The 25,441-nt window shown below is 27.1% G+C and carries 24 protein-coding genes and 2 tRNA genes; 19 read left to right on the forward strand and 7 right to left on the reverse strand.

The genetic code is table 11. The annotated features are described in order from the left end of the window. On the forward strand, positions 1-1,554 hold the full coding sequence (gene secD, locus AMN80_RS02795; RefSeq protein WP_075520470.1) for a protein translocase subunit SecD: 1,554 nt from the start codon (positions 1-3) through the stop codon (positions 1,552-1,554). Next, complete coding sequence (secF, locus tag AMN80_RS02800) at positions 1,551-2,444, forward strand: protein translocase subunit SecF (RefSeq protein ID WP_075520471.1); 894 nt, start codon at positions 1,551-1,553, stop codon at positions 2,442-2,444. The genes secD and secF overlap by 4 nt, the downstream gene beginning before the upstream one ends. Here the strand turns inward: secF and AMN80_RS02805 are convergent. Together AMN80_RS02805 and uvrA are read right to left on the reverse strand one after the other, a co-directional pair. Continuing rightward, positions 2,441-3,043, reverse strand: a complete 603-nt coding sequence (locus AMN80_RS02805) for a urate hydroxylase PuuD (RefSeq protein WP_075520472.1) — start codon at positions 3,041-3,043, stop codon at positions 2,441-2,443. The two genes, secF and AMN80_RS02805, sit on opposite strands and share 4 nt — an antisense overlap. Before the next feature lie 26 nt (positions 3,044-3,069). Then, positions 3,070-5,946 (reverse strand): excinuclease ABC subunit UvrA, encoded by a 2,877-nt coding sequence (gene uvrA / locus AMN80_RS02810; protein WP_075520473.1) that lies wholly within the window; start codon positions 5,944-5,946, stop codon positions 3,070-3,072. A gap of 74 nt (positions 5,947-6,020) precedes the next feature. On the opposite strand from uvrA, the gene ssb reads away from it, so the two are divergent. The 6 genes from ssb (at position 6,021) to AMN80_RS02840 (ending at position 11,300) form a co-directional block, all read left to right on the forward strand. Next, positions 6,021-6,464, forward strand: a complete 444-nt coding sequence (gene ssb / locus AMN80_RS02815) for a single-stranded DNA-binding protein (RefSeq protein ID WP_075520474.1) — start codon at positions 6,021-6,023, stop codon at positions 6,462-6,464. 5 nt (positions 6,465-6,469) lie between these two features. Then, positions 6,470-9,013 (forward strand): DNA gyrase subunit A, encoded by a 2,544-nt coding sequence (gene gyrA, locus AMN80_RS02820; protein ID WP_075520475.1) that lies wholly within the window; start codon positions 6,470-6,472, stop codon positions 9,011-9,013. Next, the gene (gene coaD / locus AMN80_RS02825) at positions 9,013-9,507 is read left to right on the forward strand and encodes a pantetheine-phosphate adenylyltransferase (RefSeq protein WP_075520476.1); all 495 of its coding nucleotides are present in this window, start codon (positions 9,013-9,015) and stop codon (positions 9,505-9,507) included. Before gyrA ends, coaD begins: the two co-directional genes overlap by 1 nt. A 58-nt stretch (positions 9,508-9,565) precedes the next feature. Continuing rightward, the gene (locus tag AMN80_RS02830) at positions 9,566-10,051 is read left to right on the forward strand and encodes a peptidylprolyl isomerase (protein WP_256997980.1); all 486 of its coding nucleotides are present in this window, start codon (positions 9,566-9,568) and stop codon (positions 10,049-10,051) included. A 9-nt stretch (positions 10,052-10,060) separates the two neighbouring features. Further along, a complete protein-coding gene (gene tgt, locus AMN80_RS02835; RefSeq protein ID WP_075520478.1) occupies positions 10,061-11,173 on the forward strand; it encodes a tRNA guanosine(34) transglycosylase Tgt in 1,113 nt (370 codons plus the stop codon). A 51-nt stretch (positions 11,174-11,224) separates the two neighbouring features. Continuing rightward, positions 11,225-11,300, forward strand: a tRNA-Lys gene (locus AMN80_RS02840). Between the two features lie 13 nt (positions 11,301-11,313). Here AMN80_RS02840 and AMN80_RS02845 read toward each other — a convergent pair. Beyond that, positions 11,314-12,132: a M48 family metallopeptidase gene (locus tag AMN80_RS02845; RefSeq protein WP_075520479.1), complete on the reverse strand. Its 819-nt coding sequence runs from the start codon at positions 12,130-12,132 to the stop codon at positions 11,314-11,316. Positions 12,133-12,253: 121 nt separating this feature from the next. Here AMN80_RS02845 and AMN80_RS02850 point away from each other — a divergent pair, with 121 nt between their 5' ends. Continuing rightward, positions 12,254-12,868 carry a DUF502 domain-containing protein gene (locus tag AMN80_RS02850; RefSeq protein ID WP_075520480.1) on the forward strand — a complete coding sequence of 205 codons (615 nt, stop codon included), beginning with the start codon at positions 12,254-12,256 and terminating at the stop codon, positions 12,866-12,868. On the opposite strand, the gene recG is transcribed toward AMN80_RS02850, so the two are convergent. Next, the gene (gene recG / locus AMN80_RS02855; protein WP_075520481.1) at positions 12,865-14,904 is read right to left on the reverse strand and encodes an ATP-dependent DNA helicase RecG; all 2,040 of its coding nucleotides are present in this window, start codon (positions 14,902-14,904) and stop codon (positions 12,865-12,867) included. The two genes, AMN80_RS02850 and recG, sit on opposite strands and share 4 nt — an antisense overlap. Positions 14,905-14,920: 16 nt before the next feature. Here recG and AMN80_RS02860 point away from each other — a divergent pair, with 16 nt between their 5' ends. Further along, complete coding sequence (locus AMN80_RS02860; protein ID WP_075520482.1) at positions 14,921-15,178, forward strand: succinate dehydrogenase assembly factor 2; 258 nt, start codon at positions 14,921-14,923, stop codon at positions 15,176-15,178. On the opposite strand, the gene AMN80_RS02865 is transcribed toward AMN80_RS02860, so the two are convergent. Next, positions 15,179-15,268 (reverse strand) — tRNA-Ser (locus AMN80_RS02865). Between the two features lie 105 nt (positions 15,269-15,373). Here AMN80_RS02865 and rarD point away from each other — a divergent pair. Genes rarD through AMN80_RS02910 form a run of 9 tightly spaced genes read left to right on the forward strand, consistent with a single transcriptional unit; the run spans position 15,374 to position 23,716 of the window. Beyond that, on the forward strand, positions 15,374-16,246 hold the full coding sequence (gene rarD / locus AMN80_RS02870; RefSeq protein WP_075520483.1) for an EamA family transporter RarD: 873 nt from the start codon (positions 15,374-15,376) through the stop codon (positions 16,244-16,246). After that, positions 16,233-17,234: a lytic murein transglycosylase gene (locus AMN80_RS02875; protein ID WP_075520484.1), complete on the forward strand. Its 1,002-nt coding sequence runs from the start codon at positions 16,233-16,235 to the stop codon at positions 17,232-17,234. Before rarD ends, AMN80_RS02875 begins: the two co-directional genes overlap by 14 nt. Beyond that, on the forward strand, positions 17,224-17,982 hold the full coding sequence (locus AMN80_RS02880) for a hypothetical protein (RefSeq protein ID WP_075520485.1): 759 nt from the start codon (positions 17,224-17,226) through the stop codon (positions 17,980-17,982). Before AMN80_RS02875 ends, AMN80_RS02880 begins: the two co-directional genes overlap by 11 nt. Beyond that, positions 17,969-19,129, forward strand: coding sequence for a D-alanyl-D-alanine carboxypeptidase family protein (locus AMN80_RS02885; protein ID WP_075520486.1), 1,161 nt, complete (start codon positions 17,969-17,971; stop codon positions 19,127-19,129). Before AMN80_RS02880 ends, AMN80_RS02885 begins: the two co-directional genes overlap by 14 nt. Beyond that, positions 19,122-19,736 (forward strand): dTMP kinase, encoded by a 615-nt coding sequence (tmk, locus tag AMN80_RS02890; RefSeq protein WP_075520487.1) that lies wholly within the window; start codon positions 19,122-19,124, stop codon positions 19,734-19,736. The genes AMN80_RS02885 and tmk overlap by 8 nt, the downstream gene beginning before the upstream one ends. Continuing rightward, positions 19,729-20,661 carry a hypothetical protein gene (locus AMN80_RS02895; protein WP_075520488.1) on the forward strand — a complete coding sequence of 311 codons (933 nt, stop codon included), beginning with the start codon at positions 19,729-19,731 and terminating at the stop codon, positions 20,659-20,661. Before tmk ends, AMN80_RS02895 begins: the two co-directional genes overlap by 8 nt. Next, a complete protein-coding gene (metG, locus tag AMN80_RS02900; protein ID WP_075520489.1) occupies positions 20,651-22,186 on the forward strand; it encodes a methionine--tRNA ligase in 1,536 nt (511 codons plus the stop codon). The genes AMN80_RS02895 and metG overlap by 11 nt, the downstream gene beginning before the upstream one ends. Beyond that, on the forward strand, positions 22,179-22,943 hold the full coding sequence (locus AMN80_RS02905; protein ID WP_075520490.1) for a TatD family hydrolase: 765 nt from the start codon (positions 22,179-22,181) through the stop codon (positions 22,941-22,943). The genes metG and AMN80_RS02905 overlap by 8 nt, the downstream gene beginning before the upstream one ends. Further along, entirely contained in the window at positions 22,943-23,716 is a 774-nt protein-coding gene (locus AMN80_RS02910; protein ID WP_075520491.1) for an MBL fold metallo-hydrolase, read from the forward strand. The genes AMN80_RS02905 and AMN80_RS02910 overlap by 1 nt, the downstream gene beginning before the upstream one ends. Here AMN80_RS02910 and AMN80_RS02915 read toward each other — a convergent pair. Together AMN80_RS02915 and nhaA are read right to left on the reverse strand one after the other, a co-directional pair. After that, a complete protein-coding gene (locus AMN80_RS02915; protein WP_075520492.1) occupies positions 23,705-24,271 on the reverse strand; it encodes a glutathione peroxidase in 567 nt (188 codons plus the stop codon). The genes AMN80_RS02910 and AMN80_RS02915 overlap by 12 nt on opposite strands. Beyond that, positions 24,268-25,440 carry a Na+/H+ antiporter NhaA gene (nhaA, locus tag AMN80_RS02920; RefSeq protein WP_075520493.1) on the reverse strand — a complete coding sequence of 391 codons (1,173 nt, stop codon included), beginning with the start codon at positions 25,438-25,440 and terminating at the stop codon, positions 24,268-24,270. The genes AMN80_RS02915 and nhaA overlap by 4 nt, the downstream gene beginning before the upstream one ends. Position 25,441: the final 1 nt, after the last annotated feature.

The raw sequence follows: 25,441 nt of genomic DNA on the forward strand, positions 1-25,441 counted from the left end.
GTGTTATATTTTTCGAGATTAAAAATAATTTCAATAATAGTTTTTTGTCTTTCTTTAATATTTTTTAGTATTTCTAACTTTATTAATAACGAGGATTTCTTTTTGAAAAAAAAAGTAAACCTTGGTCTTGATTTGCAAGGTGGATCATATTTACTTTTGGAAGTAGATAAAAACCCGGTAATTAATCAAACTCTTCAATCAAAACTTACACAAGTACGTAATTATTTTAAAAAAAAAGAAATAAAAACTTTTGATTATAAATTAGGAAAACAAAAAGTTTTATTTAAGTCAGATACAAATGATCAAGAAAAAATATTAGAATTATTTAAAGATGATAATGAATTAAATCCTTATTTTGATGTTTACAAATCCAATCAATACAATGTTGAATTAATTGATAATATATTTGAATTAACTCTTACAAAATACGGTATTATTGAAATTGAGCAATCTTTGTTAGATCAAGCAATAGAGATTGTTAGAAAAAGAGTAGATGAGGTTGGTACTAATGAACCTAGTATTACAAAAAGTGGCTCAAATAGAATTGCTGTAGAGTTACCCGGTTTAGATAATCCTGATAGAATAAAATCATTATTAGGAAGAACTGCAAATTTAACATTTAGATTTGTAACTCAAAATACCGACGCCTCTTTTGGCTCAGAAAAATTAAAAAATCTTGATACAGGTGAAGAACTGAATGTTAGTAAAAGAATTATTATAAGTGGTGACAATTTAATAGATGCTAAACCTCAGATGGACAATATTAATAATGAAACGGTTGTAAGTTTTACTTTAGATAGGTTAGGTGCAAGAAAATTTGGAAGAGCTACAAAAAACGGAATTGGTAAACAATTAGCAATAGTATTAGATAATCAGATTATTAGTGCACCTGTAATTAGAGATGTAATTGCAAGCGGATCAGGTCAAATTTCAGGTGGATTTACATTCCAGTCAGCAACTGACCTTGCATTATTACTTAGATCAGGTGCTTTGCCAGCGCCTTTAGATATAATTGAAGAGCGAACTGTTGGACCAGATTTAGGAGAGGACTCTATTAAAGCTGGAGTTTTATCTCTGATAATTGGATTTATTTTAGTGATTTTGTATATGATTTATAAGTATAGGTTATTTGGCTTAATTTCAAATTTTGCTCTAATAATAAATTTATTAATGTTACTTGGTTTCTTAACCATATTTGAAGCTACATTAACTTTACCCGGTATCGCTGGCATTATTCTTACAGTTGGTATGGCTGTTGATGCTAACGTTTTGATTTTTGAGAGAATTAAGGAAGAATTAAAAAAAGAAAAAAATAAAGTAATTGCATTTGATAACGGATACACATTATCAAGAACCGCCATCCTAGATGCAAATATAACAACAATAATTGCAGCATTAATTCTATTTGTTTTTGGCTCTGGTCCTGTAAAGGGCTTTTCTGTAACACTATCAATTGGAATTTTAACAACATTATTCTCCGTTTATTACATTGCGCGATTACTTACATCTCTTTATGTGATGAAAAATAAAAATAATGAGGTGACAATTAAATGACCGGAAAATACTTGTTTAACAAATATTATAATTTATCAAATATTATTTCATTAATATTATTCATAATATCTATTTTCTTTCTGATATTTAAGGGATTAAATTATGGTGTAGATTTTAAAGGAGGAACTTTAATTGAATTAAGATCGGATAATACTAATTATAAAACTGAAGATATAAGAGGAGCGTTCAATAAACTTAATTTAGATGATCTTTCTGTAAAAAAATTTGGTGCTGAAGGTGATTATGTAATTAAATTTAAAAGATCAGATCTTAATGAACCTGATTTTATTAAAAATTTAAAAAATGATTTGGATAATTATCTTGAGGATTACAGTTTTAGACGAGTTGAAAATGTTGGACCAAAAGTAAGTGCAGAACTATTGCAAGATGGTGTAACTGCGATAGCAATAGCATTGGCTGCTATGTTAATTTATATTTGGTTTAGATTTGAATGGCAATTCAGCATTGGTGCAATAGTAGCTATATTCCATGATGTTATAATAACACTTGGTATATTTTCTCTTTTAAGTTTAGAAATTAATTTGTCAATTGTGGCTGCCGTACTAACAATCGTTGGTTATTCGATGAACGATACTGTTGTAATTTTCGATAGAGTAAGAGAAAACTTAAAAAAATATGCAGATATAAAAATTTTTGATTTAACGAATTTATCTATTAATGAAACATTATCTAGAACCTTAATAACATCAGTCACGACACTTTTAGCACTCTTATCTATTTTCTTTTTTGGAGGAGAAATCCTTAAAGGTTTTTCTTTTGCAATGATCCTTGGCGTTATACTTGGAACTTACTCATCTATATTTATTGCAAATCCAGTACTTGTTTACTTTAAGGTATCTCAAAAAACTTTGATTAAAGAGGAAGATTAATAAAGATTTTGCGCTACAACCATGCTTAAAAGCATAGGTAACGAAAGCAAAGTATTTGTTCTAGAAAACAACATTGCAACTCTAGCTGATTTTGCTTTTGTGTCTGCATCTACCTCAACAATGCCTAATGCTTTTTTTTGATTTGGCCATATAACAAACCAAACATTGAATGCCATTATTATACCCAGCCACATTCCAATTCCTATCGCAGTACTTTTTCCACCTCCTGACATAATACCTAATGTCATGGCATCATGAATATAGCCGTTTATATAACCTAATATTAACCCTGAAATGATTGTTGCAAGAGCCGCCCATCTAAACCAAAATAATGCTGCTGGAGCAATTACTTTACTAATTGCAGGTTTATGCTCATCTGGAATTTTAGACATATTCGGTATTTGAACAAAGTTAAAATACCACAATAATCCTATCCACATTATTCCAACTAAAACATGGATGTATCTGAATAGCCAACTCCAGAACAATGTGTCAAAGTCAAAACCACCATTTTGAAAAAATAAAATGAGAAACAACACAATAGATAAAGCAAGTGATAGATGTACAGTTCTTGATAATGAACTTAAGATATTTCCCATATTTAATTATAACAAAATTTAATTATTTATGCAATTTTTTTAAATTTACCGTTTAGTAAATTTTTTAAAAATTTACCTGTATAGCTTTTAGAAACATTGCAAATGCTCTCTGGATTTCCCTCTGCGATAATTTCTCCACCCTTTACACCACCGTCAGGGCCCATATCTATAATATGATCTGCTGTTTTTATCACATCTAAATTGTGCTCTATAACTATAACTGTATTGCCCGTTGCAACAAAGGTATGCAAAATTTCTAAAAGTTTTTTAATGTCATGTTGATGTAATCCTGTAGTAGGTTCATCAAGAATATATATAGTTCTACCTGTTGATCTTTTTGACAATTCTTTAGCTAGTTTAATTCTTTGTGCTTCTCCACCAGATAATGTGGTTGCCTGTTGTCCAATTTTTATATAACCAAGTCCTACTTTTTTAAGTGTCAGTAACTTTGATCTAATATTTGATATATTTTCAAAAAAATCACAACCCTCATCAACGGTCATATTTAATACATCAGCTATACTTTTATTTTTAAATTTAATTTCTAAAGTTTCTCTATTATATCTACTTCCTTTACATTCATCACATGTTACATATACATCAGGAAGGAAATGCATTTCATAAGTTATAACACCGTCTCCTTCACAAGCCTCACATCGGCCGCCCTTAACATTAAATGAAAATCTACCTGGTTTATATCCTCTGCTTTTAGACTCTGGTAAATTAGTAAACCAATCTCTTATTGGTCCGAAAGCAGCTGTGTAAGTAGCAGGGTTAGATCTTGGAGTTCTACCTATTGGTGATTGATCAATATCAATTACTTTATCTATCAGTTCAATTCCTTTAAATCCTTTAAACGGCATAGGAATTTTTCTTGATTTGTTATTATTTAAACTCATATTCAAAGCATTAAATAAAGTTTGTAAAATTAAAGTAGATTTACCACTACCTGATACTCCAGTGATACAAGTAAAAGTTCCAAAAGGAATTTTTAAATCGACGTTTTTTAGATTATTACCTGAAGCACCAAGAATTTGTAAAAATCTTCCATTTTTACTTAATCTTCTTTTCTTTGGTATTGGTATATAAAATTTATTACATAAGTATTTACCAGTTATACTTTTTTCATTTTTCTTTATCTCATCTAATCCACCATGAGCTATAACTTCTCCACCTTTACTTCCAGCCTCTGGGCCTAAGTCAATGATGTAATCTGAATTTTCAATTGTCTCAGTATCATGCTCTACCACAATTACAGTGTTACCTAAATCTCTTAATCTTTTTAAAGCATTAATTAATTTTACATTGTCTTTCTGATGAAGACCAATAGATGGTTCATCCAGCACATAAAGAACACCGGTTAGACCAGAACCAATTTGGGAAGCCAACCTAATTCTTTGGGATTCTCCACCAGATAAAGTTCCTGACTCTCTTGATAAAGTTAAATAATCTAATCCAACATTTAATAAAAAATTTAGTCTTTCATTTATTTCTTTTAAAATGTGTTCTGCAATTTTTATTTGTCTTTCATCTAATTTCTCGTTTAAACACTTGAACCATTTTTCAGCATCTATAATAGATTTTTCACATATTTCACTTATGTGTTGATTGTCTATTTTCACACATAATGCTTCTTCTTTTAATCTATACCCGTTACAAGCCTCACATTTAGTATCTGATTGATATTGTGATATTTCCTCTCTTTTCCAATCACTATCAGTTTCTAAATATCTTCTTTCAAGATTATTTACTACACCCTCAAAAGTTTTTTTATGCGAATATTTTTCATATCCATCATCGTAAGAAAACTTAATTTCCTCCTCATCTGAACCATATAAAATTATATCTTTTATTTTTTTTGGTAATTTTGACCATTTTTCATCTAAAGAAAAATTATAATGTTTCGCTAATGATGATAATGTTTGAGCATAATATAGTGAGCTTGATTTAGACCATGGCTCAATCGCACCTTCAGCAATTGTCTTTTTTTCATTTGGAATAACAAGATTAGGATCTACATTTAATTTTATACCAATACCATCACATTCAACACATGCTCCATATGGACTATTAAATGAAAATAATCTTGGCTCAATTTCTTCTATAGTAAAACCGCTTTCAGGACACGCAAATTTAGAAGAAAATATTATTTTTTCTTTTTTTCTAAATTTAGCTGGTAATGTTTCATTTTCGTATTCTACATATAATAATCCATTAGACAAATTAAGTGAAGTTTCGATACTTTCAGCTAAACGATTGCCTAAATCAGAATTTAGTATTATCCTATCAACTAATATTTCTATTTCATGTTTTATTTTTTTATTTAATTCTGGGATGTTATCTATCTCATAAATTTTCCCATCAATCTTAATTTTTCGAAAACCTCTTTTTTTATAAGATAAAATTTCTTTTTTATATTCACCTTTACGACCTCTCACAATTGGTGAAAAAAGATAAATAGTACTTTTTTTTGGTAATGTTTTAATTTTATCTACAATTTGAGTTACTGTTTGTGATTTTATTTCTTTGCCAGTAAATGGTGAGTAGGGGATGCCAACTCTAGCAAATAATACTCTCATATAATCATATATTTCAGTAACAGTTGCTACTGTTGATCTAGGATTTTTTGACGTATTTTTTTGTTCAATAGATATTGCGGGACTTAAGCCTTCTATTAAATCAACTTTAGGCTTTTTCATTTTATCTAAAAATTGTCTTGCATAAGCTGATAAACTTTCAACATATCTTCTTTGACCTTCGGCATAGATAGTATCAAAAGCTAGAGATGATTTTCCTGATCCTGACAGACCAGTTATTACTACAAATTTATCTTTTGGAATATCTAAAGAAATATTCCTTAAATTATGTTCTTTTGCCCCTTTAATAACTATCTTTTTAATCATCTTTTTTGTTGCTTTACTTCAATATTATTAATAATCAAACCTTTTCTATGATATAATAAAATCATTAAAATATTATGGCTGGAAGTTTAAATAAAGTACTATTAATTGGACGATTAGGCGCAGATCCTGAAATTAAGCAAATGGTTAATGGTAAAAGTGTTGCTAGACTTAGTTTAGCTACTAGCCAAAGCTGGAAAGATAAAAACACTGGAGAAAAAAAAGAAAAAACTGAATGGCACCGTGTGGTTGTATTTAATGAGGGTTTAGTAAATGTGGTTCAACAATATCTGAAAAAAGGCGCTCAAATTTATGTTGAAGGTCAATTGACAACTAGAAAATGGAAAGATGAACAATCTGGCCAAGATAAATATTCTACTGAAATTGTTATACAAGGTTACAACTCATCACTGACAATGTTAGGAGGAGGTGGTGGTACTTCTAATTTAACTTCATCAAATAACAATCAAGAAGTATCGCAGATAACAGATAATAATCTTGATGATGATATACCTTTTTAACTTTTATGGACAAAAGTGAAATAGATCAAAAATCTAAAATAAAACCTATTGCTATGTACGACGAGATGAGCTCGTCATACTTATCATATGCAATGAGCGTTATTGTTAGCAGAGCATTACCTGATATTAGAGATGGATTAAAACCAGTACACAGAAGAATAATTTATGCCATGTACAAAGGAGGCTTTGATTGGTCAAAACAATTTAGAAAATCTGCCAGAATTGTCGGTGATGTTATTGGTAAATATCATCCTCATGGAGATCAGGCTGTTTATGATGCTTTAGTTAGAATGGTACAAGATTTTTCAATGAGTGTTCCACTTATTGATGGACAAGGAAACTTTGGTTCTGTCGACGGAGATCCACCTGCTGCGATGAGATATACAGAGACCAGACTTTCTAAAATAGCTGAGTATTTAATCGAGGATATAGAAAAAAATACTGTAGATTTTAAAAGCAATTATGATGAAACAGAAAAAGAACCGGTTGTTTTACCAGCTCAATATCCAAATTTATTAGTTAATGGTGCTGGAGGAATAGCAGTTGGAATGGCGACCAGTATACCACCACATAATCTTGGTGAGGTAATAAATGCTACACAAGCTTTAATTAATAATAAAGATATTAAAATTAATGAATTAATGAAACATATACCTGGTCCAGATTTTCCAACTGGAGGAACAATAATTGGCAAAGATATAATCAAAACGGGTTATAAAACAGGCAGAGGTTCTTTTAAAATTAGAGGAGATATCAAAATAGAACAGTTAAAAAATGGTAAAGAAAGATTAGTAATCATAAATATTCCCTATCAAATAAATAAATCTGTATTAAATGAAAAGATTGTAGAATTAATAAGAGATAAAAAAATTGAGGGTGTTAGTGACATTAGAGATGAATCAAATAGGGAAGGGATTAGAGTTGCAATAGATTTAAAAAGAAATACTGAACCAGAAACTGTTAAAAGACAACTTTATAAATACACATCTTTGGAATCTTCATTCAGTTTTAACACTTTAGCAATTGTAGACAAGAAACCGAAAAATTGTAATTTAAAAGATTTCTTAGAGTCTTTTCTTAAATTTAGAGAAGATGTAGTAACAAAAAAAACAAAATTTGATTTAAAAAAAGCAGAAGACAGGGCTCACATTTTAATAGGACTTTCGGTAGCGGTAGAAAATATTGATAAGATTATTAAGATAATTAGAAATTCAAAAAATCCTGAAATTGCAAAAGAAACATTAGTTAAAACAAAATGGAAAATTAATTCAACTCAAAAATTTATTAAACTTATAGAGAAAAAAAATACTATCGCAGCATACTCTTTTTCAATTGATCAAGTAAATTCTATTTTAGAATTAAGATTACAAAAACTTACAGCTTTGGGTATCAATGAAATAGAAGCAGAGATTAAAAAATTGTCTGAATTAATTATACAATATAAAAAAATTCTAACTTCTAGAAAAGAATTATTAAAAGTAATCAATAACGATTTAAATTTAATTAAAGAAAAATATTCTAATCCAAGGAGAACAAAAATAATTGATGCTATATTAAATTACGACATTGAGGAAACTATTCAAAAAGAATCAGTAATTATAACTGTAACACTACAAGGTTACATTAAGCGAGGTGCTTTAAGTAGTGTACGGGCACAGAAAAGAGGCGGAAAAGGAAAGGCTGGAATTAAAACTAGAGAACAAGATTCTGTTGTGCAAACTTTGTCTGTGAACACACATACATCAGTCCTCTTTTTTTCAACAGAGGGATTAGTATATAAATTAAAAGCGTGGAAAATACCGGAGGGAACTTCTATTTCAAGAGGCAAGTCTTTGTATAACATTTTACCTTTAAAAAATCATCAATCTATAAGCTCTATAATGCCTTTGCCTGAAGAAAAATCAGAGTGGAAAAATCTTAATATAGTTTTTGCAACCTCAAAAGGTAAAATAAGAAAAAATTCTCTTGAAGATTTTATTAATATAAACGCATCTGGAAAAATTGCGATGAAACTTGATCCTGACGACAAAATTATCGGCGTAAAAATATGCAGAGAGGATCAAGATATTATACTTAGTTCGCTAAACGGAAAATCTATAAGATTTAACGTTGAAAAGATTAGATTGTTTAAAGGAAGATCTTCTAAGGGAATAAGAGGTATAAATCTAAAAGAAAAAGATTTGATCGTATCGTTGTCAACTATTGATAAAGATACAAAAAATGGAAAAAAAGGTGATAAATTTATTTTATCAATCACCGAAAATGGCTTTGGAAAAAGAACTGCTTCAAATGATTTTAGGGTAACAAATAGAGGGGGAAAAGGAATAATAAGTATAGTTAATTCCTCTAGAAATGGAAATGTGTCTTCTTCGTTCCCAGTTTTTGAGGGTGATGAAATTTTGATATCAACAAATAAGGGAAGGGTAATTAGAGTTGCGGTTAAAGAAATAAGAATTGCCGGACGTAATACTCAAGGAGTTAGAATAATTAGATTATCAGGAGATGAAAAAGTTGTTTCAGCAATAAAAATTGATGATAACTTACTATAATGAAAAAAGTTATTTATCCAGGAACATTTGACCCAATTACTTTTGGCCATATAGATTTAATTAAAAAAGCATTAAATATTTTTGATAACCTTATAGTTGCGGTTTCAGATGGTAATAATAAAGAATATTTATTTTCAGCTGAAGAGAGAGAATATTTAGTTAAAAAATCTCTTTTTAATGATCTTAAATTTAAAAAAAATCAAGTAAAAGTAGTAATATTTAATACGTTGACTACTGATTTTTGCAAAAAAATGAAATCCAATGTTATACTTAGAGGACTTAGGGCAACCTCAGATTTTGAATATGAGTTTCAACTTTCTGGAATGAATAAAAAATTAAATGATAAAATAGAAACTGTATTTTTAATGTCTGACCCTCAGAATCAAATTATTTCATCTAAATTAGTAAAAGAGATAGCTGATTTAAAAGGAAATGTAAAAAAATTTACTACTAAAAGTGTATTAAAACATTTAAAATTAAAATTAAATGGTTAGAGTATTTATCTTAATATTTATATTTATTAGTTCTAATTTATTGGCGGAGGAAAATACTATGATTTTAAAATTAAAAGATGGTGAAGTAAAAATTGAATTATTTCCAGATGTAGCACCTGGACATGTTAAAAGAATTAAAGAATTAGCGAATTCAGGAAAATACAACGGTGTTGTATTTCATAGAGTAATAGATGGATTTATGGCACAAACAGGTGATGTACAATTTGGTAATTCGGACAGCAAAGAATTTAATTTGAGTAGAGCAGGTATGGGCGGTTCTGATTTACCAGATTTAAAAGCTGAATTTAATAATTTGCCACATGAAAGAGGAACATTGTCTATGGCCAGATCTCAAAATCCAGATAGTGCTAATAGTCAGTTCTTTATTTGTTTTCAACCAGCTCCATTTTTAGACAGACAATATACTGTATTTGGCAAAGTAATTAGTGGAATGGAATTTGTTGATAAAATTAAAAGAGGCGACTCAAATAATAACGGAGCTGTGACTGATCCAGATAAGATAATATTTTTTAAATCAGAATAATTTTAGTTAATGACATTAAAAAAATTTAATTTTAATGTTCTTAAAAAAGATAAATTTGCAAGACTTGGAAAAATAATTACTAGCCGTGGTACAATAGATACTCCAGTATTTATGCCAGTTGGAACCCAGGCAACTGTTAAAGGTACATTTATTAAAGACGTTATTAAGGCTGGAAGTCAAATTGTTTTATCCAATACTTACCATTTAATGATTAGACCTGGTGCAGATAGAGTAAAAAAAGCTGGTGGTTTACATAATTTTATGAACTGTAAAGTACCAATCTTAACTGATTCTGGCGGTTATCAAATTATGTCATTATCTAAGTTAAACAAAATTGATAGATCTAAAGGTGCAATATTTAATTCTCATATTGATGGAAAAAAATTCATATTAAGCCCAGAACAAAGTATTAAAATTCAAAAAAAACTAAACTCAGATATTGTTATGGTACTAGATGAATGTCCAAGAAAAACATTAAGCTATGATACGATTTTGAATGCTGTAATTTTATCAACTGAGTGGGCGAAACGATCAAAAAAAGAATTTGGAAGAAACAAACATAAAGCTCTTTTTGGTATTGTTCAAGGAGGTTTATTTAATGATCTTAGATTAAAGTCTCTAAAAGAATTAATTAAAATTGGATTTGATGGATATGCTATAGGGGGATTGGCCGTAGGGGACTCTCAAAAAGAGATGTTTAAGGTTTTGGATTATCTTAAGAACTACATGCCTATCAATAAACCTAGATATTTAATGGGTGTTGGGACACCTTCAGATATACTTGGATCTGTAATGCGCGGCGTTGATATGTTTGATTGTGTATTACCAACTAGGGCTGGTAGAACTGGCCTAGCATTTACTTGGAACGGAAGAGTAAATATTAGAAACGCAAAATACAAAAAAGACAACAAACCACTCGATGAATCGGTAAAAATATTTGATTTAAACAAATACTCTAAAAATTACATCAATCACTTATTCAATACTAACGAAATGTTAGGCTCTATGATTCTTACATTAAATAATATTAATTTTTATCAAGAATTAATGTTTGAGATTAGAAAGAATATTAAAAGAGGCACTTTTACCAAATTTTATACAAAATATGCTAATAAGTTATAAAATTTCGCATTGATAATTAAAAAATAATCACTATAAAAGTCAATTCTTTGTGGGCCGTTAGCTCAGTTGGTAGAGCAATTCCCTTTTAAGGAATGGGTCGTTGGTTCGAGTCCAACACGGCTCACCAGTTTAAATAATATTTAAATTGGTGGATACTCATATCTAATTTCGTCAATCCAACCATTAATGTTTTCAATTCTTTTCGTTGATGAAGGGTGTGTATTGAGGAATACTGGCGGTTCCTTACCTTTATTTGCCTCTTTCATTCTCTCCCATATTTTTGTTGTTTCTCTAATATCGTATCCAGATAAGGATGAAAAAATTAAACCTAAATAATCAGCCTCGGACTCTTGCTTACGATTAAATGGATTCATGATTCCAATCTTAGATAATAACCCAACTGTATCCATACCAGTTGTTCGGTTGACTTGTGAAATTTTTCCACCAGAAAATATATCTAATAATTGGGTACTAGTTTGCAGAACAACACTTCTACTTGCTCTTTCAACTGAATGTTTTGCAACAGCATGAGCAACCTCATGACCCATGACAGCTGCTAAACCATCTTCATTTTTTGTAATTTCTAGCATACCTGTATAAACAGCAATTTTTCCCCCTGGCATACACCATGCATTTTTCATTTTTTTATTATCTATCAATATATATTCCCATTGAAAATTAGATGTTGGGTCTGGAATATCTTTATTATCAAAATACTGACTAATTGAGTCTTCCATTTTTTTACCAATTTCCTTAATAAGATTTAGTGATTTTATATCATCACTTAATTTCTCCTTTTCTTTAACTTTCTCATATAATTGAGCAGCTTGCGCATTTAGTTTTGCTTCAGGTATTAGCTTTAATTGTTTTCTATCTGTTATTGGTACTGTTCCACATGATGTAAGAAAATAACCGCAACATCCACAACCAACTAAATTTAGAAATTTTCTTCTATCCATAATAATTATTTTCTTGTATTAATGATAATTTATAAAATATATATGAATTTAAACAATAAAATATTGTTATTTTTGTTTATTATCGCACTAATATTCGTTATTTATTCGTCTTACAACTAATATGTCTGATAAAAAAAAAATTTCTATTTTAGCTAGATTAAGAAATTATTTTTTAGCCGGCATTGTGGTTCTTGTCCCAATTGGATTTACTTTATATTTAACAATTTTTTTAATCAAAATTTCATCCAAACTTCTTCCAAATGAAATAAATCCAAATAATTATTTACCTTTTTCGATACCAGGCTTAGAAATTTTATTATCTGTTATTATAATAATTATTGTTGGTGGAATTTCTTTATCCTTTTTTGGAAAAAGAATAGTTTCATTAATTAATGACATATTTAAAAAGATACCTATTCTAAGAACTATATATTCTGCAATAGGTCAAATGACACAAAGTTTTACTTCAACAGGAAAAGATAAAAAAAGTGTTGTTTTAGTTGAGTATCCAAAAAAAGGATCGTGGGCTGTAGGATTTGCCACAAAAGAAAACGAAGGAGAGATTAGTAAAAAAGTCAACAAGCAAATGATCAATGTATTTGTACCAACCACTCCTAATCCTACAAGTGGATTTTTACTAATGTATCCTAAAGATGAAGTGATTTATTTGGATATGTCATTCGAAGAAGCTTCAAAATTTATAGTTTCTGCTGGAACATCAGATCCATCAAATTAAACTAAATCATTTAAAATATCAGCCCTATCATACATTTTTAATAAGGGCATATAGTTATCAATATTTTCATTTGTAACTTCAATTCTTTTAACTTCTTGCTCAGCAAGAAAAAATAGGTCTTTATTTAGTATTGGATCAGCAATTCTAAAACTTTGTAGTCCACTTTGTTTAAAACCTAGCAAGTCTCCATACCCTCTTAGCTTCATATCTTCTTCTGATATCTTGAAACCATCATTACTGCTTTTTAATATTTTAATTCTTTTTTTTGCATTCTCGCTCAAGTTAGATTTAAACATTAATATACAATAGGCCTCTTTATTACCACGACCAACTCTACCTCTTAATTGATGTAATTGTGATAATCCAAATTTGTTTGCATTTTCTATTACTATTACATTGGCATTCGGAAAATCTATGCCCACTTCAATAACAGTTGTAGATACTAAAATATCAATTTTTTTGTTTAGAAAATCATTTAAAATTTTTTCTTTTTTACTTTTGTCTAAATTTCCATGAAGTATACCAACTTTATTTGAAAAGTTTTTTTTTAAATATTCGTATCTACTAACAGATGATTGATGGTCCACTTTTTTTGACTCCTCGATCAATGGACACACCCAAAAAATTTGATTACCATTTTTTATTTGTTTTTTTAAAAAAGCTAATATTTCGTCAATTTTTTTATCTAATTTACTTAATGTAATTATTTCCTTACGATTTTTAGGTTTGCTTTTTATAATTGAAACATCCATATCACCAAAAATAGTCATAATCATAGTTCTTGGTATTGGCGTTGCTGACATAACTAATATATCGCAATTTTTACCACCCTTATCAGATAACTTCTTTCTTTGTTTTACTCCGAATTTGTGCTGTTCATCAATAATGATTAATCCCAATTTTCTGTAATTAATTTTATTTTGGAATAAAGAATGCGTTCCTATTAATAAATCAATTTGATGATTTTCAAGATCATTAATAATTTTTTTTCTAATTTTATTATCTGTTTTACTTGTTAATATATCAATTTTTACATTATCAGGTAGTAAGCTTTTAGCTAAGTTATAATGTTGATGCGCCAATATTTCAGTTGGGGCCATAAAAGCAACCTGAAATTTACTACTTATAACATTTAAAATTGTGGTTAGAGCGACTATTGTTTTTCCACTTCCTACATCGCCTTGTAAAAGTCTAAACATTTTTTGCTCAGATCTTAAATCATCATTAATTTCATTTATTGCTTTTAATTGGTCCTTAGTGAGTTCAAAATCTATTTTATTTGTTATATGTTTAATGTAATTTGAACTAAATTTTTTTTTAGTTTTCTTTAGTTTTTTTACTGATTTTCTTATTTTAGAATTAATTAAAAAACTTGATAAAATTTCATCAAAAACTAATCTTTTGTAAAAAGAACCCTTCTTATTTAAATTCTTTGGATCATGTAGTTGAATAATTGCATTTTTCCATTTTATATTTTCAAATTTACTACTAATATTTTTATTTAACCATTCATTTAAATCTGGAATTTTATTTAAAACCTCACTAACAATTTTGTTATATTTTTTTTCATTTAATCCCTCTGTTAAGCTATATTTTGTATCAACCTTCTTGATACTATTTATGTTATTACCTAAGTATGTTGGATTTGTAATTTGATATCTGTTTTTATAAAAATTAATTTTACCACTTATTATTACCCGTGAGTTTAAAGGTAGTATTTTCCTGATGTATCCTTCGTAACTATTAAAAAAAATACAGTCTAATTTTCCTGTTTCGTCTTCACACAATACCCTGTTAGGTAAATTCCTAACTCTGGGAAAATTATATTTCCTTACATTTACTGATATAGTTTGTATTTTGCCAATTTGAAGTTGATTTATTTTTCTTAAATCACTCCTATCAATTATATCTCTTGGCAAATTCCACAATAAGTCAAAAATTGTATTTATATTTTTTTTTCTAAATAATTTGGCTGTTTTGGCACCAATACCATTAATTTTATTGATATCTGATAACAAGTATTCATAATTAGACATAATTACTTATATATCCATGTCACAAAATAAAGAAGATCTTAAAAATAAAATTATTTATAGAGCTTCTTATAGAGGCACAAAAGAAATGGACATATTAATGACCGCTTTTGTTAAATCTTTTATAGACGAGTTGAATGAAGACACACTAAAAATATTGGACACGTTTGTTAATATGGATGATGAAACATTAATTTCTTTTAAAAAAAAAGAATCATTGGATAATATTAAAGACAAAAATTTGCTAGGTATAATTGATAGGTTTAAAAAGTTTTAGTGGCGGAGAGACTGGGATTCGAACCCAGGAAAGAGTTGCCCCTTTGCCGGTTTTCAAGACCGGTGCTTTCAACCGCTCAGCCATCTCTCCACTCCAGACATTTATATTTAAAAAAAAAATTTCTACAACATAATATGTTTTTTACTATATCTTAAGATATTTTAAGTGTAATTGTCCCTAATAAGTCATAATTATATGAAAAAATTTAATCAAGGTATTATTCTAAGTAGTTTAGGATCTTTTTGGTGGGGTGTAATCGGAGTAATTTATTTTAGATCTTTATCTTTTGTAGGTCCGCTCGAATTAGTTATACATAGATGTTTATGGACAACAATATTTTTATTAATTACAACCTTTTTTTTATTTAAATACCAAAAGTTTTTTCTTATTCTAAAATCATCAAAAAAAATATTTGTATTATTTTTATCCTCAATCTTAATTCTTACAAATTGGTCTGTTTGGATATATGCAGTTTCAACTAATCAAATTATAAATGCTAGTTTTGGCTATTTCATAATGCCTATTATGAGTGTTTTTTTTGGTTATTTATTTTTTAAGGAAAAACTAAATTTTAAAATAATCTTATCAATCATATTAGTTTTATGCTCAATATTTTATATGCTATATGAATTTAAGACCATACCCTGGATAGGTTTAACAGTTGCTATATCTTGGTCACTATATAATGTTTGTAGAAAATTAATAAAAGTAGATACTGATATTGGTTTATTGGTAGAAAGTTTTTTTATATTTCCTTTTGCACTTTTAGCCCTAATTTATTTATTTAATATTGAGGTTAATTATTTTTCTACAGACAATATTTCAATGATGTTTTTATTAGTTTTAGCTGGACCTATAACTGTTATACCTCTATTTTTGTATGTGAAAGGTGTTGAGTTATCTGGTCTTGGACCCACAGGTATGATATTTTATATAACACCAACCTTTCAATTTTTGTTAGGATACTTTTATTATGGAGAGATATTTTCTTTTGAAAAGTTTATTAGTTTTATAATAATATGGATTGCCGTATTGATTTATTTAAATAATTTATATGAGAAAAATTAGTATTATAATCTCGTCATTACTTTTAATGTTAATAACTTTTACCAAGGTTAATTCTGATGAAAAATTTAGCTCTTGGATTATAGAATTTAAAAAAAAAGCTATTAATGAAGGTATTTCAGAAAAAACTGTTGATGCAGTCATGAATAATGCAATTTTTCTTCCTAAAGTAATTGAGTATGACAGATATCAACCGGAATTTTATGAAGATACGAAGACCTATGTTTCAAAAAGAACATCTAAAGATAAAGTCAAAAAAGGTAAAAGAATTTATAAAAAAAATAAAAATTTAATTAATATTGTTGACAAAGAATTCAAAGTAGAAAAAGAACTTTTGCTTGCCTTAATGGGTATTGAGACAAACTATGGTACGTATTTAGGAAAAATGGATATAATTTCATCATTAGCAACTTTAAGTTACGATAAACGGAGAAGTGAATTTTTTTCAAATGAATTAATTACAATACTAAAGCTGATTGACCAAAACAAAGTTGATAAAGACATTTTATTTGGTTCATGGGCAGGTGCCTTTGGTAATTTTCAGTTTATGCCAACTACAATCTCTAATTATGCCATAGACTATAATAATAACTCAATTATTGAATTAAAAGAAGCCGAAGATTCTTTTGCCTCTGCTGCAAATTATTTAAATAAAATTGGTTGGAAAAAAAATGAGCCATGTTTTTTTAATATTGAGTTAAATGAAAATATCCCTAAAAAATTATTAAATACCTCAGCAAAAAAAATAAAACATAAAAGAAAATTCAAATATTTTAAAAAATATATTAAAGAATTTGAAAATTTAAACGTAGGAGATAACGTAAAAGTAGCTGTAATAACACCTGATAGTGATATTGTTAAAGATAATAATAAGTTAAAACCTGCTTATTTGGTATTTCCAAATTATGATAGAGTTTTGAAATGGAATAGATCACTAAGATTTGCTATCGCGGTTTGTACACTAAAAAACAAATTTGAAAATGAATTATAAAATTTTTATAATTTTAATATTTTTTATAATTTCAGGATGTAAATTAGAAACTGTTAACAAAAAAGTTAATTATGATAATAATATTTATATTAACAAAGGATTTACACTAATCTACTCAGACGAACTTATAAAAGATAAAATTACAAAAAAAAAAATTGATATAAGAAGTTTAGATATTCATCATAGCTATTTATCTAGAGGAACAAAAGTTAAAATTACCAACCTCTTAAACAATAAATCTCTAGTTGGAAATGTTTCAAGAAAAATAAAAAATTTAGATTTTTATAATTCAATTGTGTCTAAACGAATTTCAGATGAGTTAAATATAAATCATAACCAACCTTATATTGAGATAAAAGAAATAATAAATAATTCAATTTTTTTAGCAAAGAAATCTAAAACTTTTGAAGAAGAAAAAAATGTAGCTAATAAAGCCCCTGTAGATACAATAAGCATCAACGACTTAAGCTCATCTAAAAAGAAAAAAGTAAAAAATGTAGAAGTTAACAAGTTTTCATATGCAATTAAAGTAGCTGAATTTTACTTTTTTGAAAATGCTAAAGATCTAAAAGAAAGAATAATTACAGAAACAGACATACAAATTGTGAATATTTTGTCTGTCTCAAAGAATACACATAGAATTATATTGGGTCCTTATAATAATATTAATTCTCTACAAAAGGCATTTTATAGTATAAGAACTTTAGGCTTTGAAAATATCGAAATTATGCAAAATGGACGAATTTAAAAAATTTTTATTTTATTGTTTCTTTTCTTACTTTAGTTTAGCGGCTTTTCCTGTTTCTGCTTTTGATATAAAAGCTAGAACTGCAATTTTACAAGATTATTTATCAGGAGAAATTCTTTATGAAAAAGATATTCAAAGATCCATTTATCCTGCATCAATGACAAAGATAATGACATCAATAGTTGTATTTGATTTATTAAAAAGTGGAGATCTAAATCTTGATGACAAAGTAATGGTTTCAGAAAACGCTTGGAGACTTTCACAATCAGGATATTCATCAATGTTCATTATGGTTGGAGATGAAGTATCAATAGAAGATTTATTAAAAGGAATAATAATTGCATCTGGTAATGATGCTTGTGTTGCTTTAGCGGAAGGTGTTGCTGGCACCGAGGAAGAATTTGCAATTATGATGAATTCTAAAGCTGCAGAAATTGGAATGATAAATACTAATTTTACAAATTCCTCTGGAATAAATGATCCCGATAATTATTCTACTGTTGAAGATATTTTATTAATGTCAAATTATTTAATTAAAAACTATCCTGTCTATTATTCTTATTTTAAAGAAAAAACTTTTACATGGGATAGAACTGGGGGAGATCCAATTACGCAAGGAAATAGAAATCCTTTATTATATAAAAATTATGGTGCTGATGGTATTAAAACCGGCTATCTTGCTGTAGAAAAATATTCATTAGCTAGTTCAATTAAAAAAGGAGAGAGAAGATTAATAGCAGTAGGAAGTGGCTTTGAAACAAAAAATTCAAGATCTAGGCAATCAAAAAAACTTTTAACATGGGGTTTAACTAACTTTGATACAATTCAAATAGCTAAAACTGATGAAGAAATTTCCAATTTAGATGTATGGTTAGGTAAAAAAGATAAAGTTCAAGTTTACGTAAAAAACGATATATATAAAACAATTCCAAAAGCTAGAAAAAAACACCTAAAGGCATATATTGAATACAATGGACCCATACTTGCACCAATAGAAAAGGATCAAGAGTTAGGAATTTTAAAAATTTTATATAAAGATGAAATTATCAATGAATTTAAAGTTTATGCATTTGAAGATATAAAAAAACTCAATGTTATTTCTAGAATTATTAAATCTATAAATTATCTTATCTGGGGTGATGTATAAGAAAATTATAGTTTTTGAAGGTATAGATGGATCAGGTAAAACTTTTCATTTAAATGAAGTTTCTAAATACTTAAACAAAAAAAAAGTTAGATTTGTTAAATTTAGAGAACCAGGTGGTACAATAAATTCAGAAATAATTAGAAATATTATTTTAACTAACAAATCCACATTTAAAAAAAAAACAGACCTTTTACTTTATTTAGCTGCTAGAAATGAAAATTATGAAAACTTGATTAAGCCAAATATCAATAAAAAGGTAATACTCATTGATAGGTTTATTGATTCAACAATGGCTTACCAACACTATGGATTTAGTATTAATAAAAATATAATAAATACTCTAAATAATTTTGTTTTAGGTAATTTAAAACCAAATTTTACCTTTTTTCATTATGTACCTATTAAATATATAAAGCAAAATATTTCCGGAGAAAAAAATAAATATGATAAATTTAATAAAAAATTTTACAAAAACGTACAGGATGGTTTTATAAAAATTTTAAAAAAAAAAACAAATAAATTAATAATAGATTCATCAAAAACTAAGAAATATAATGTCGAAATAATAAAAAATAAGATAAATAAAATATTAAATATTCATGATTAAAGATTTATTTAATGAAGAACTTACAAGTTTTAGAAAAAATTTTAATTTCTTTATCAATCTTTATGATAAAAGAAAACTACCTCAAACACTATTATTCACAGGTGAAAAGGGTATTGGTAAATTTAATTTTTCTTATCATTTAATAAATTACATATTGTCTAAAGATGAAGATTACAAATATGACACAAAAAAATATAAGGTTAATCTAAATAATAAAACAAATAAACTTATTTCACAAAATGTTCATCCTAATTTTTATTTTATTTCTCCAAAAGACAAAAAAAATATTGATATTTCACAAATTAAAAATTTAAAGAATTTTTTAAATATCAGTTCACTAAATGACAAACCAAAAATAATTCTAATTAATGAGAGCGAATATTTGAATTTATCTTCCTCAAATTCATTACTCAAATCATTAGAAGAGAACTACGATAATGTTCATTTTTTCTTAGTTCATGATTCGAAAAAACGTTTAATACCAACAATTAAATCCAGATGTATACAATTTAAATTTTATCTTAATGAAGATGAATTAAAAGATAGAATTAATCAAATATTAAATAACCAGTACGAAAAATTAAACTCGGATTTTAAAAATAAATATCTTTCTCCGATTTTTTATAAAGATTTATTTTTGTATTGTAAAAAAAATGATTTACCTTTAGATAGGATTAATTTAGATAGTCTTTTAACTGATATATTTTTAAAAAAAAATTTTAAAAATAATGAGTTTTTATTAAATAATTTTTTTTTATTATCTCAATTATTTTTACACAATCGTATCAAGAGTGACCCAAAAAAAGAAAAATATTATTTACTAACAAAACATTTAGCTCAAAGATTTAATGATGTAATTAAATATAACCTAGATTTTGAGTCTTATGTGATTGAATTTAAACATTTAGCTTATAATGAAAAATAATTTTTATATAACAACACCAATATATTATCCTTCAGCCAAACCCCATATGGGGCATGCATACTCAAGTATAGTTGCTGATTTTTTTGCAAGATTTAAAAGAATCAGCGAACATAATGTTTTTTTTTTAACTGGTACAGATGAGCATGGCCAAAAAATCCAAAGAGCAGCATTAGAAGCAAAAAAAGATCCCTTAGATTTTTGTAATGAAATAAGCTCAAATTTTAAAGATTTGTCTGCTATTTTAAATCTTTCAAATGATGATTTTATTAGAACAACTGAAAAACGTCATAAAATGGCAGTTGAAAATTTATGGAATATTTTAGAAAAAAAAAATGAGATATATTTATCTAAATATTCAGGTTGGTATTCTGTATCTGATGAAGCCTTTTATTCTGAAAATGAAATTGAAGACAAAGATAATGTTAAAGTAAACAAATTATCAGGTTCAAAAGTTGAATGGGTTGAAGAAGAGTCTTTTTTCTTCAAATTATCAAATTGGGAAAAAAAATTACTGGATTATTATGATAAAAATCCTGAATTTATAAGACCGGAAAGTAGAAGAAATGAAGTTATCAGTTTTGTTAAAGGAGGACTTAAAGATTTATCTGTAAGTAGAAAATCTATATCTTGGGGGATAAATGTTCCCTCCCACAAAAACCATATTATTTACGTATGGTTAGATGCACTAACAAATTATTTGAGCGCACTTGATTATCCTAATATTGATAATGATAAATATAAGAATTTCTGGCCTGCATCTGTCCACATAATTGGTAAAGACATATTAAGGTTTCACGCTGTTTACTGGCCAGCTTTTTTGTTAGCAGCAAATTTACCTTTACCTAAAACTATATACGGTCATGGTTGGATTTTATCTAATGAGGAAAAAATGTCTAAATCGAAAGGAAATATATTAGACCCCTTAGAAATTATTGATAAATATGGTCTTGATCCTTTAAGATTTTATTTATTAAAAGAAGTTTCTTTTGGCAACGATGGCAATATATCAAAAGAAAAATTAGAAAATTGTATTAATAGTGATCTTGCTAACAATTACGGTAACTTATGTCAGAGAGTAATATCTTTTAATGAAAAAAATTTAAATTTAAAAATCCCAAAAAATATAAAATTTAATAATGAAGATTTAAATACATTAAATAGATTTAAAGAAAATTACAGTAAAATTGAAAATGCGGTAAATAAACAAGATATAAATTTTTATATGAATTTTTTAATGGAGACTTTGTTTGGAGCTAATAAATATTTTAATGACCAAGAACCTTGGAATAAAAAAAACGATACTAATAGATTAAATACTATTATCTATGTTAGCTTAGAATTAATTAGAAAAATTTCTATTTTAATGTATCCAATAATACCTGAAACTTCTTTAAAAGCTTTAAATATTTTTAATATTAAAGAAAAAGATATCATCTTTAATTCATTGCTAAATAATGAGTTTTTAAAACAAGGTATGAAAATAAATAAAATTAATATACTTATTAAAAAGATAATAAATGATTGACTCTCATTGCCATTTAGACCGTGAACCACTGATTAATAATTTTGAAGAAGTTATGCAAAGGGCTAAAAATGTTGGTATAGAAAAAATTTTAACTATTTGCACAACTAACAAAAACTTTTCTAAAGTAGAAAATTTGGTAAAAAAAGATCAAATAATATATGGCACATTTGGTATACATCCCCATGAAGCTAATACTAACAGTATAAGTAAGGACCAAATAATTAAAAATGTTTCTAAGAATAATAAAATTATTGGGGTAGGGGAAACAGGTTTAGATTTTTATTACAACAATAGTGACAAAGTTTCACAAATCAATAGTTTTGAAGAACATATTCTTGCATCCATTGAATTGAATAAACCAATTATTATACATTCTAGAAATGCAGAAGATGAAACATTTGAATTATTAAACAAATATAAAAATCAAAATATAAAAATTTTGATGCACTGTTATACTGGAAGTCTAAAACTTGCAAAAAAAATGCTTGATTTGAATTCATACTTTTCTGCAAGTGGTATTATTACCTTTAAAAAGAGTACAGATCTAAATAATACTTTTAATTTTATCCCTTCAGATAAAATATTAATTGAAACAGATAGCCCATTTCTTGCACCAGTACCCAAAAGGGGGAAAACTAACGAACCTAGTTATCTAAAGTATACTTTGGAACATATGGCAAAAATTAAGAATATTCCTCCACAAGAAATGGAATTGATAACTTCACGAAATTTCAAAAAATTATTTGAAGTAAATTAATGTCCATAAAATTTATAATTTTGGGGTGTGGTAGTTCATTAGGAGTTCCTAGAATTGATGGTTTTTTTGGTAATTGTGATCCAAAAAATAAAAAAAATTATAGAACTAGATGCTGTGCATTAATAAAATCTAAAAATAAAAATGTTTTGATTGATACATCGCCTGATTTGAAACAGCAACTAATCAAGAATAAAATTAATAATATTGATAAAGTTTTTTATACTCATCATCATGCTGATCAAACTCATGGTATAAATGAACTACGTTTTTTTTATTTAAAGAATAGAAAAAAGATTGATATATATACCAATAATTTAACGAAAAAGTATTTACTCAATTCATTTGGATATTGTTTTAAAAAAAATAGAGAATATCCACCTATATTACAGAATAATTCTTTAAAAAAAAAACATTCATATAAAGATAATGGAAAGATTATTAGCCTCAAATCTATAAAGGTCGAACATGGAAATATTGACAGTATATGTTATGTAATTAACAATAAGTTAGCTTACGCTAGTGATGTAAGTAAAATACATAAAAAAGATTTAAAATCACTTAATAATTTAAAATATTTAGTAATTGATTGTCTTCAATATAATTATCATCCATCACATTATTGTTTAACAGATATTCTTTTATTAATTAAAAACATAAAGCCAAAAAAAACAATTTTAACAAATTTAGCTAGCTCTATTGACTACAACCAAATTAAAAAAAAGTTACCTAAAAATGTTATACCAGCTTATGATGGTTTAACTTTAAATATTTAGCAAAGTTTCTATTTTAGAAATAATTTTATTTGAAGTAGGGTTTGTAAAAGATGAAAATGTATCCTCAATTTTTCCTTCATTATTAATTAAAATTTTATGAAAATTCCACTTAGGTATTGCTGATTTTCCATGATTTTCTTTTGCCCATTTAAATATATCATGTGCACTATCACCTTTAACATCATAAATAGATGTAATTGGAAAAGTGATGTTAAAATTCACCTCACAAAATTCTTTTACCTCTTTTTCTGTTTTTTTTTCTTGATTAAATGAATTCGATGGAACAGCTAAAACTAATAGACCTTTATTCTGATATTTCTCCCAAATATTTTGCATATCATTATATTGTTTTGTAAAACCACAATAACTTGCAGTGTTTACCAATAATATTGCTTTTTTATTTTTATATTCATTTAAATCAATTAATTTTCCATTAACAAGTTCAACAGAAAAATCAAAAAAAACCTTTTCATAATTTGCTAAGGTTTTTGTAGAAAAAAAAGAGATCATTAAGAATACAATTGCTAATAATTTAGTAAAATTTGAAAATTTCATTTCTTTGGAGATAATAATATAAGAAAATATCCAAATAATGTTGATAATAATGACCCACCTAAAACTCCGATTTTAACACCGTCCATATAACTCATGTTATCTATAAATGCTAAATTACCTACGAATAAACTCATAGTAAATCCGATACCAGTTAAAACTCCTACACCATAAAAATTAATCCAATTAGCTTTCGATGGCATTTGTGCTAATTTAAATTTAATTGAAAGGTATGAAAAAATAAAAACACCAAATTGTTTTCCTAAAAATAATCCTAATAATATACCTAATGGAACTTTTGACATGAAGGATGATAAAGACAATCCTTCCAAAGAAACACCTGCATTGGCAAAAGCAAACAACGGCATTATACCAAATGCAACATAGGGGCTTATTGCGTGCTCAATTTTGATTAATAATGAGAATTCTTTTGGTTTTTTTCTATGAGGAATTGTTGTTGCTAATAAAACACCAGCTATTGTTGCATGGATACCTGATTGGTGAGTAAAATCCCACATTACAATACCGATCAAAAGGTAAAGTATAAAGTTTTTAACGTTAAATTTATTTAAAATTAATAATAATATGAAAGCTACAACAATTAATCCTAAATAATGAATTTTTAAATCACCTGTATAGAAAAAAGCAATTATAATGATTGCTCCTAAGTCATCAATTATTGCTAAAGCTGTCAAAAAAACTTTTAGTGATATAGGAACTCTTGATCCTAATAAAGACAAAACTCCTAAAGAAAAAGCAATATCTGTAGCTGATGGTATTGCCCATCCTCTTAATGTCTCCGTATCACCATAATTTATAAAAATATAAACTAGTGCGGGTACAACCATACCTCCAATTGCACCCATTATTGGAAGCATTGCTTGTTTAAAATTAGATAGCTCTCCTTCAATAAACTCTCTTTTAATTTCTAGTGTAACAAAAAAGAAGAATATCGCCATTAAGGCATCATTAATCCAATGCAGAACAGATAATTTTATTCCAAAATCATTTATTCCAATAAATAAATATTTATTTAAGGTTTCAAAATAAACGTTGGATAAATCTGAGTTACTTACTATTAAAGCTAATATTGCACTTATTAATAAAACTAAACCACTTGCAGCCTCTAATTTGAAAAACCACTTAAACGGACTTGATAAGTATCTTAACATT

Origin of the sequence: Candidatus Pelagibacter communis (genome assembly GCF_001179985.1) — a bacterium.
Taxonomy (GTDB): Bacteria; Pseudomonadota; Alphaproteobacteria; order Pelagibacterales; family Pelagibacteraceae; genus Pelagibacter; species Pelagibacter ubique_J.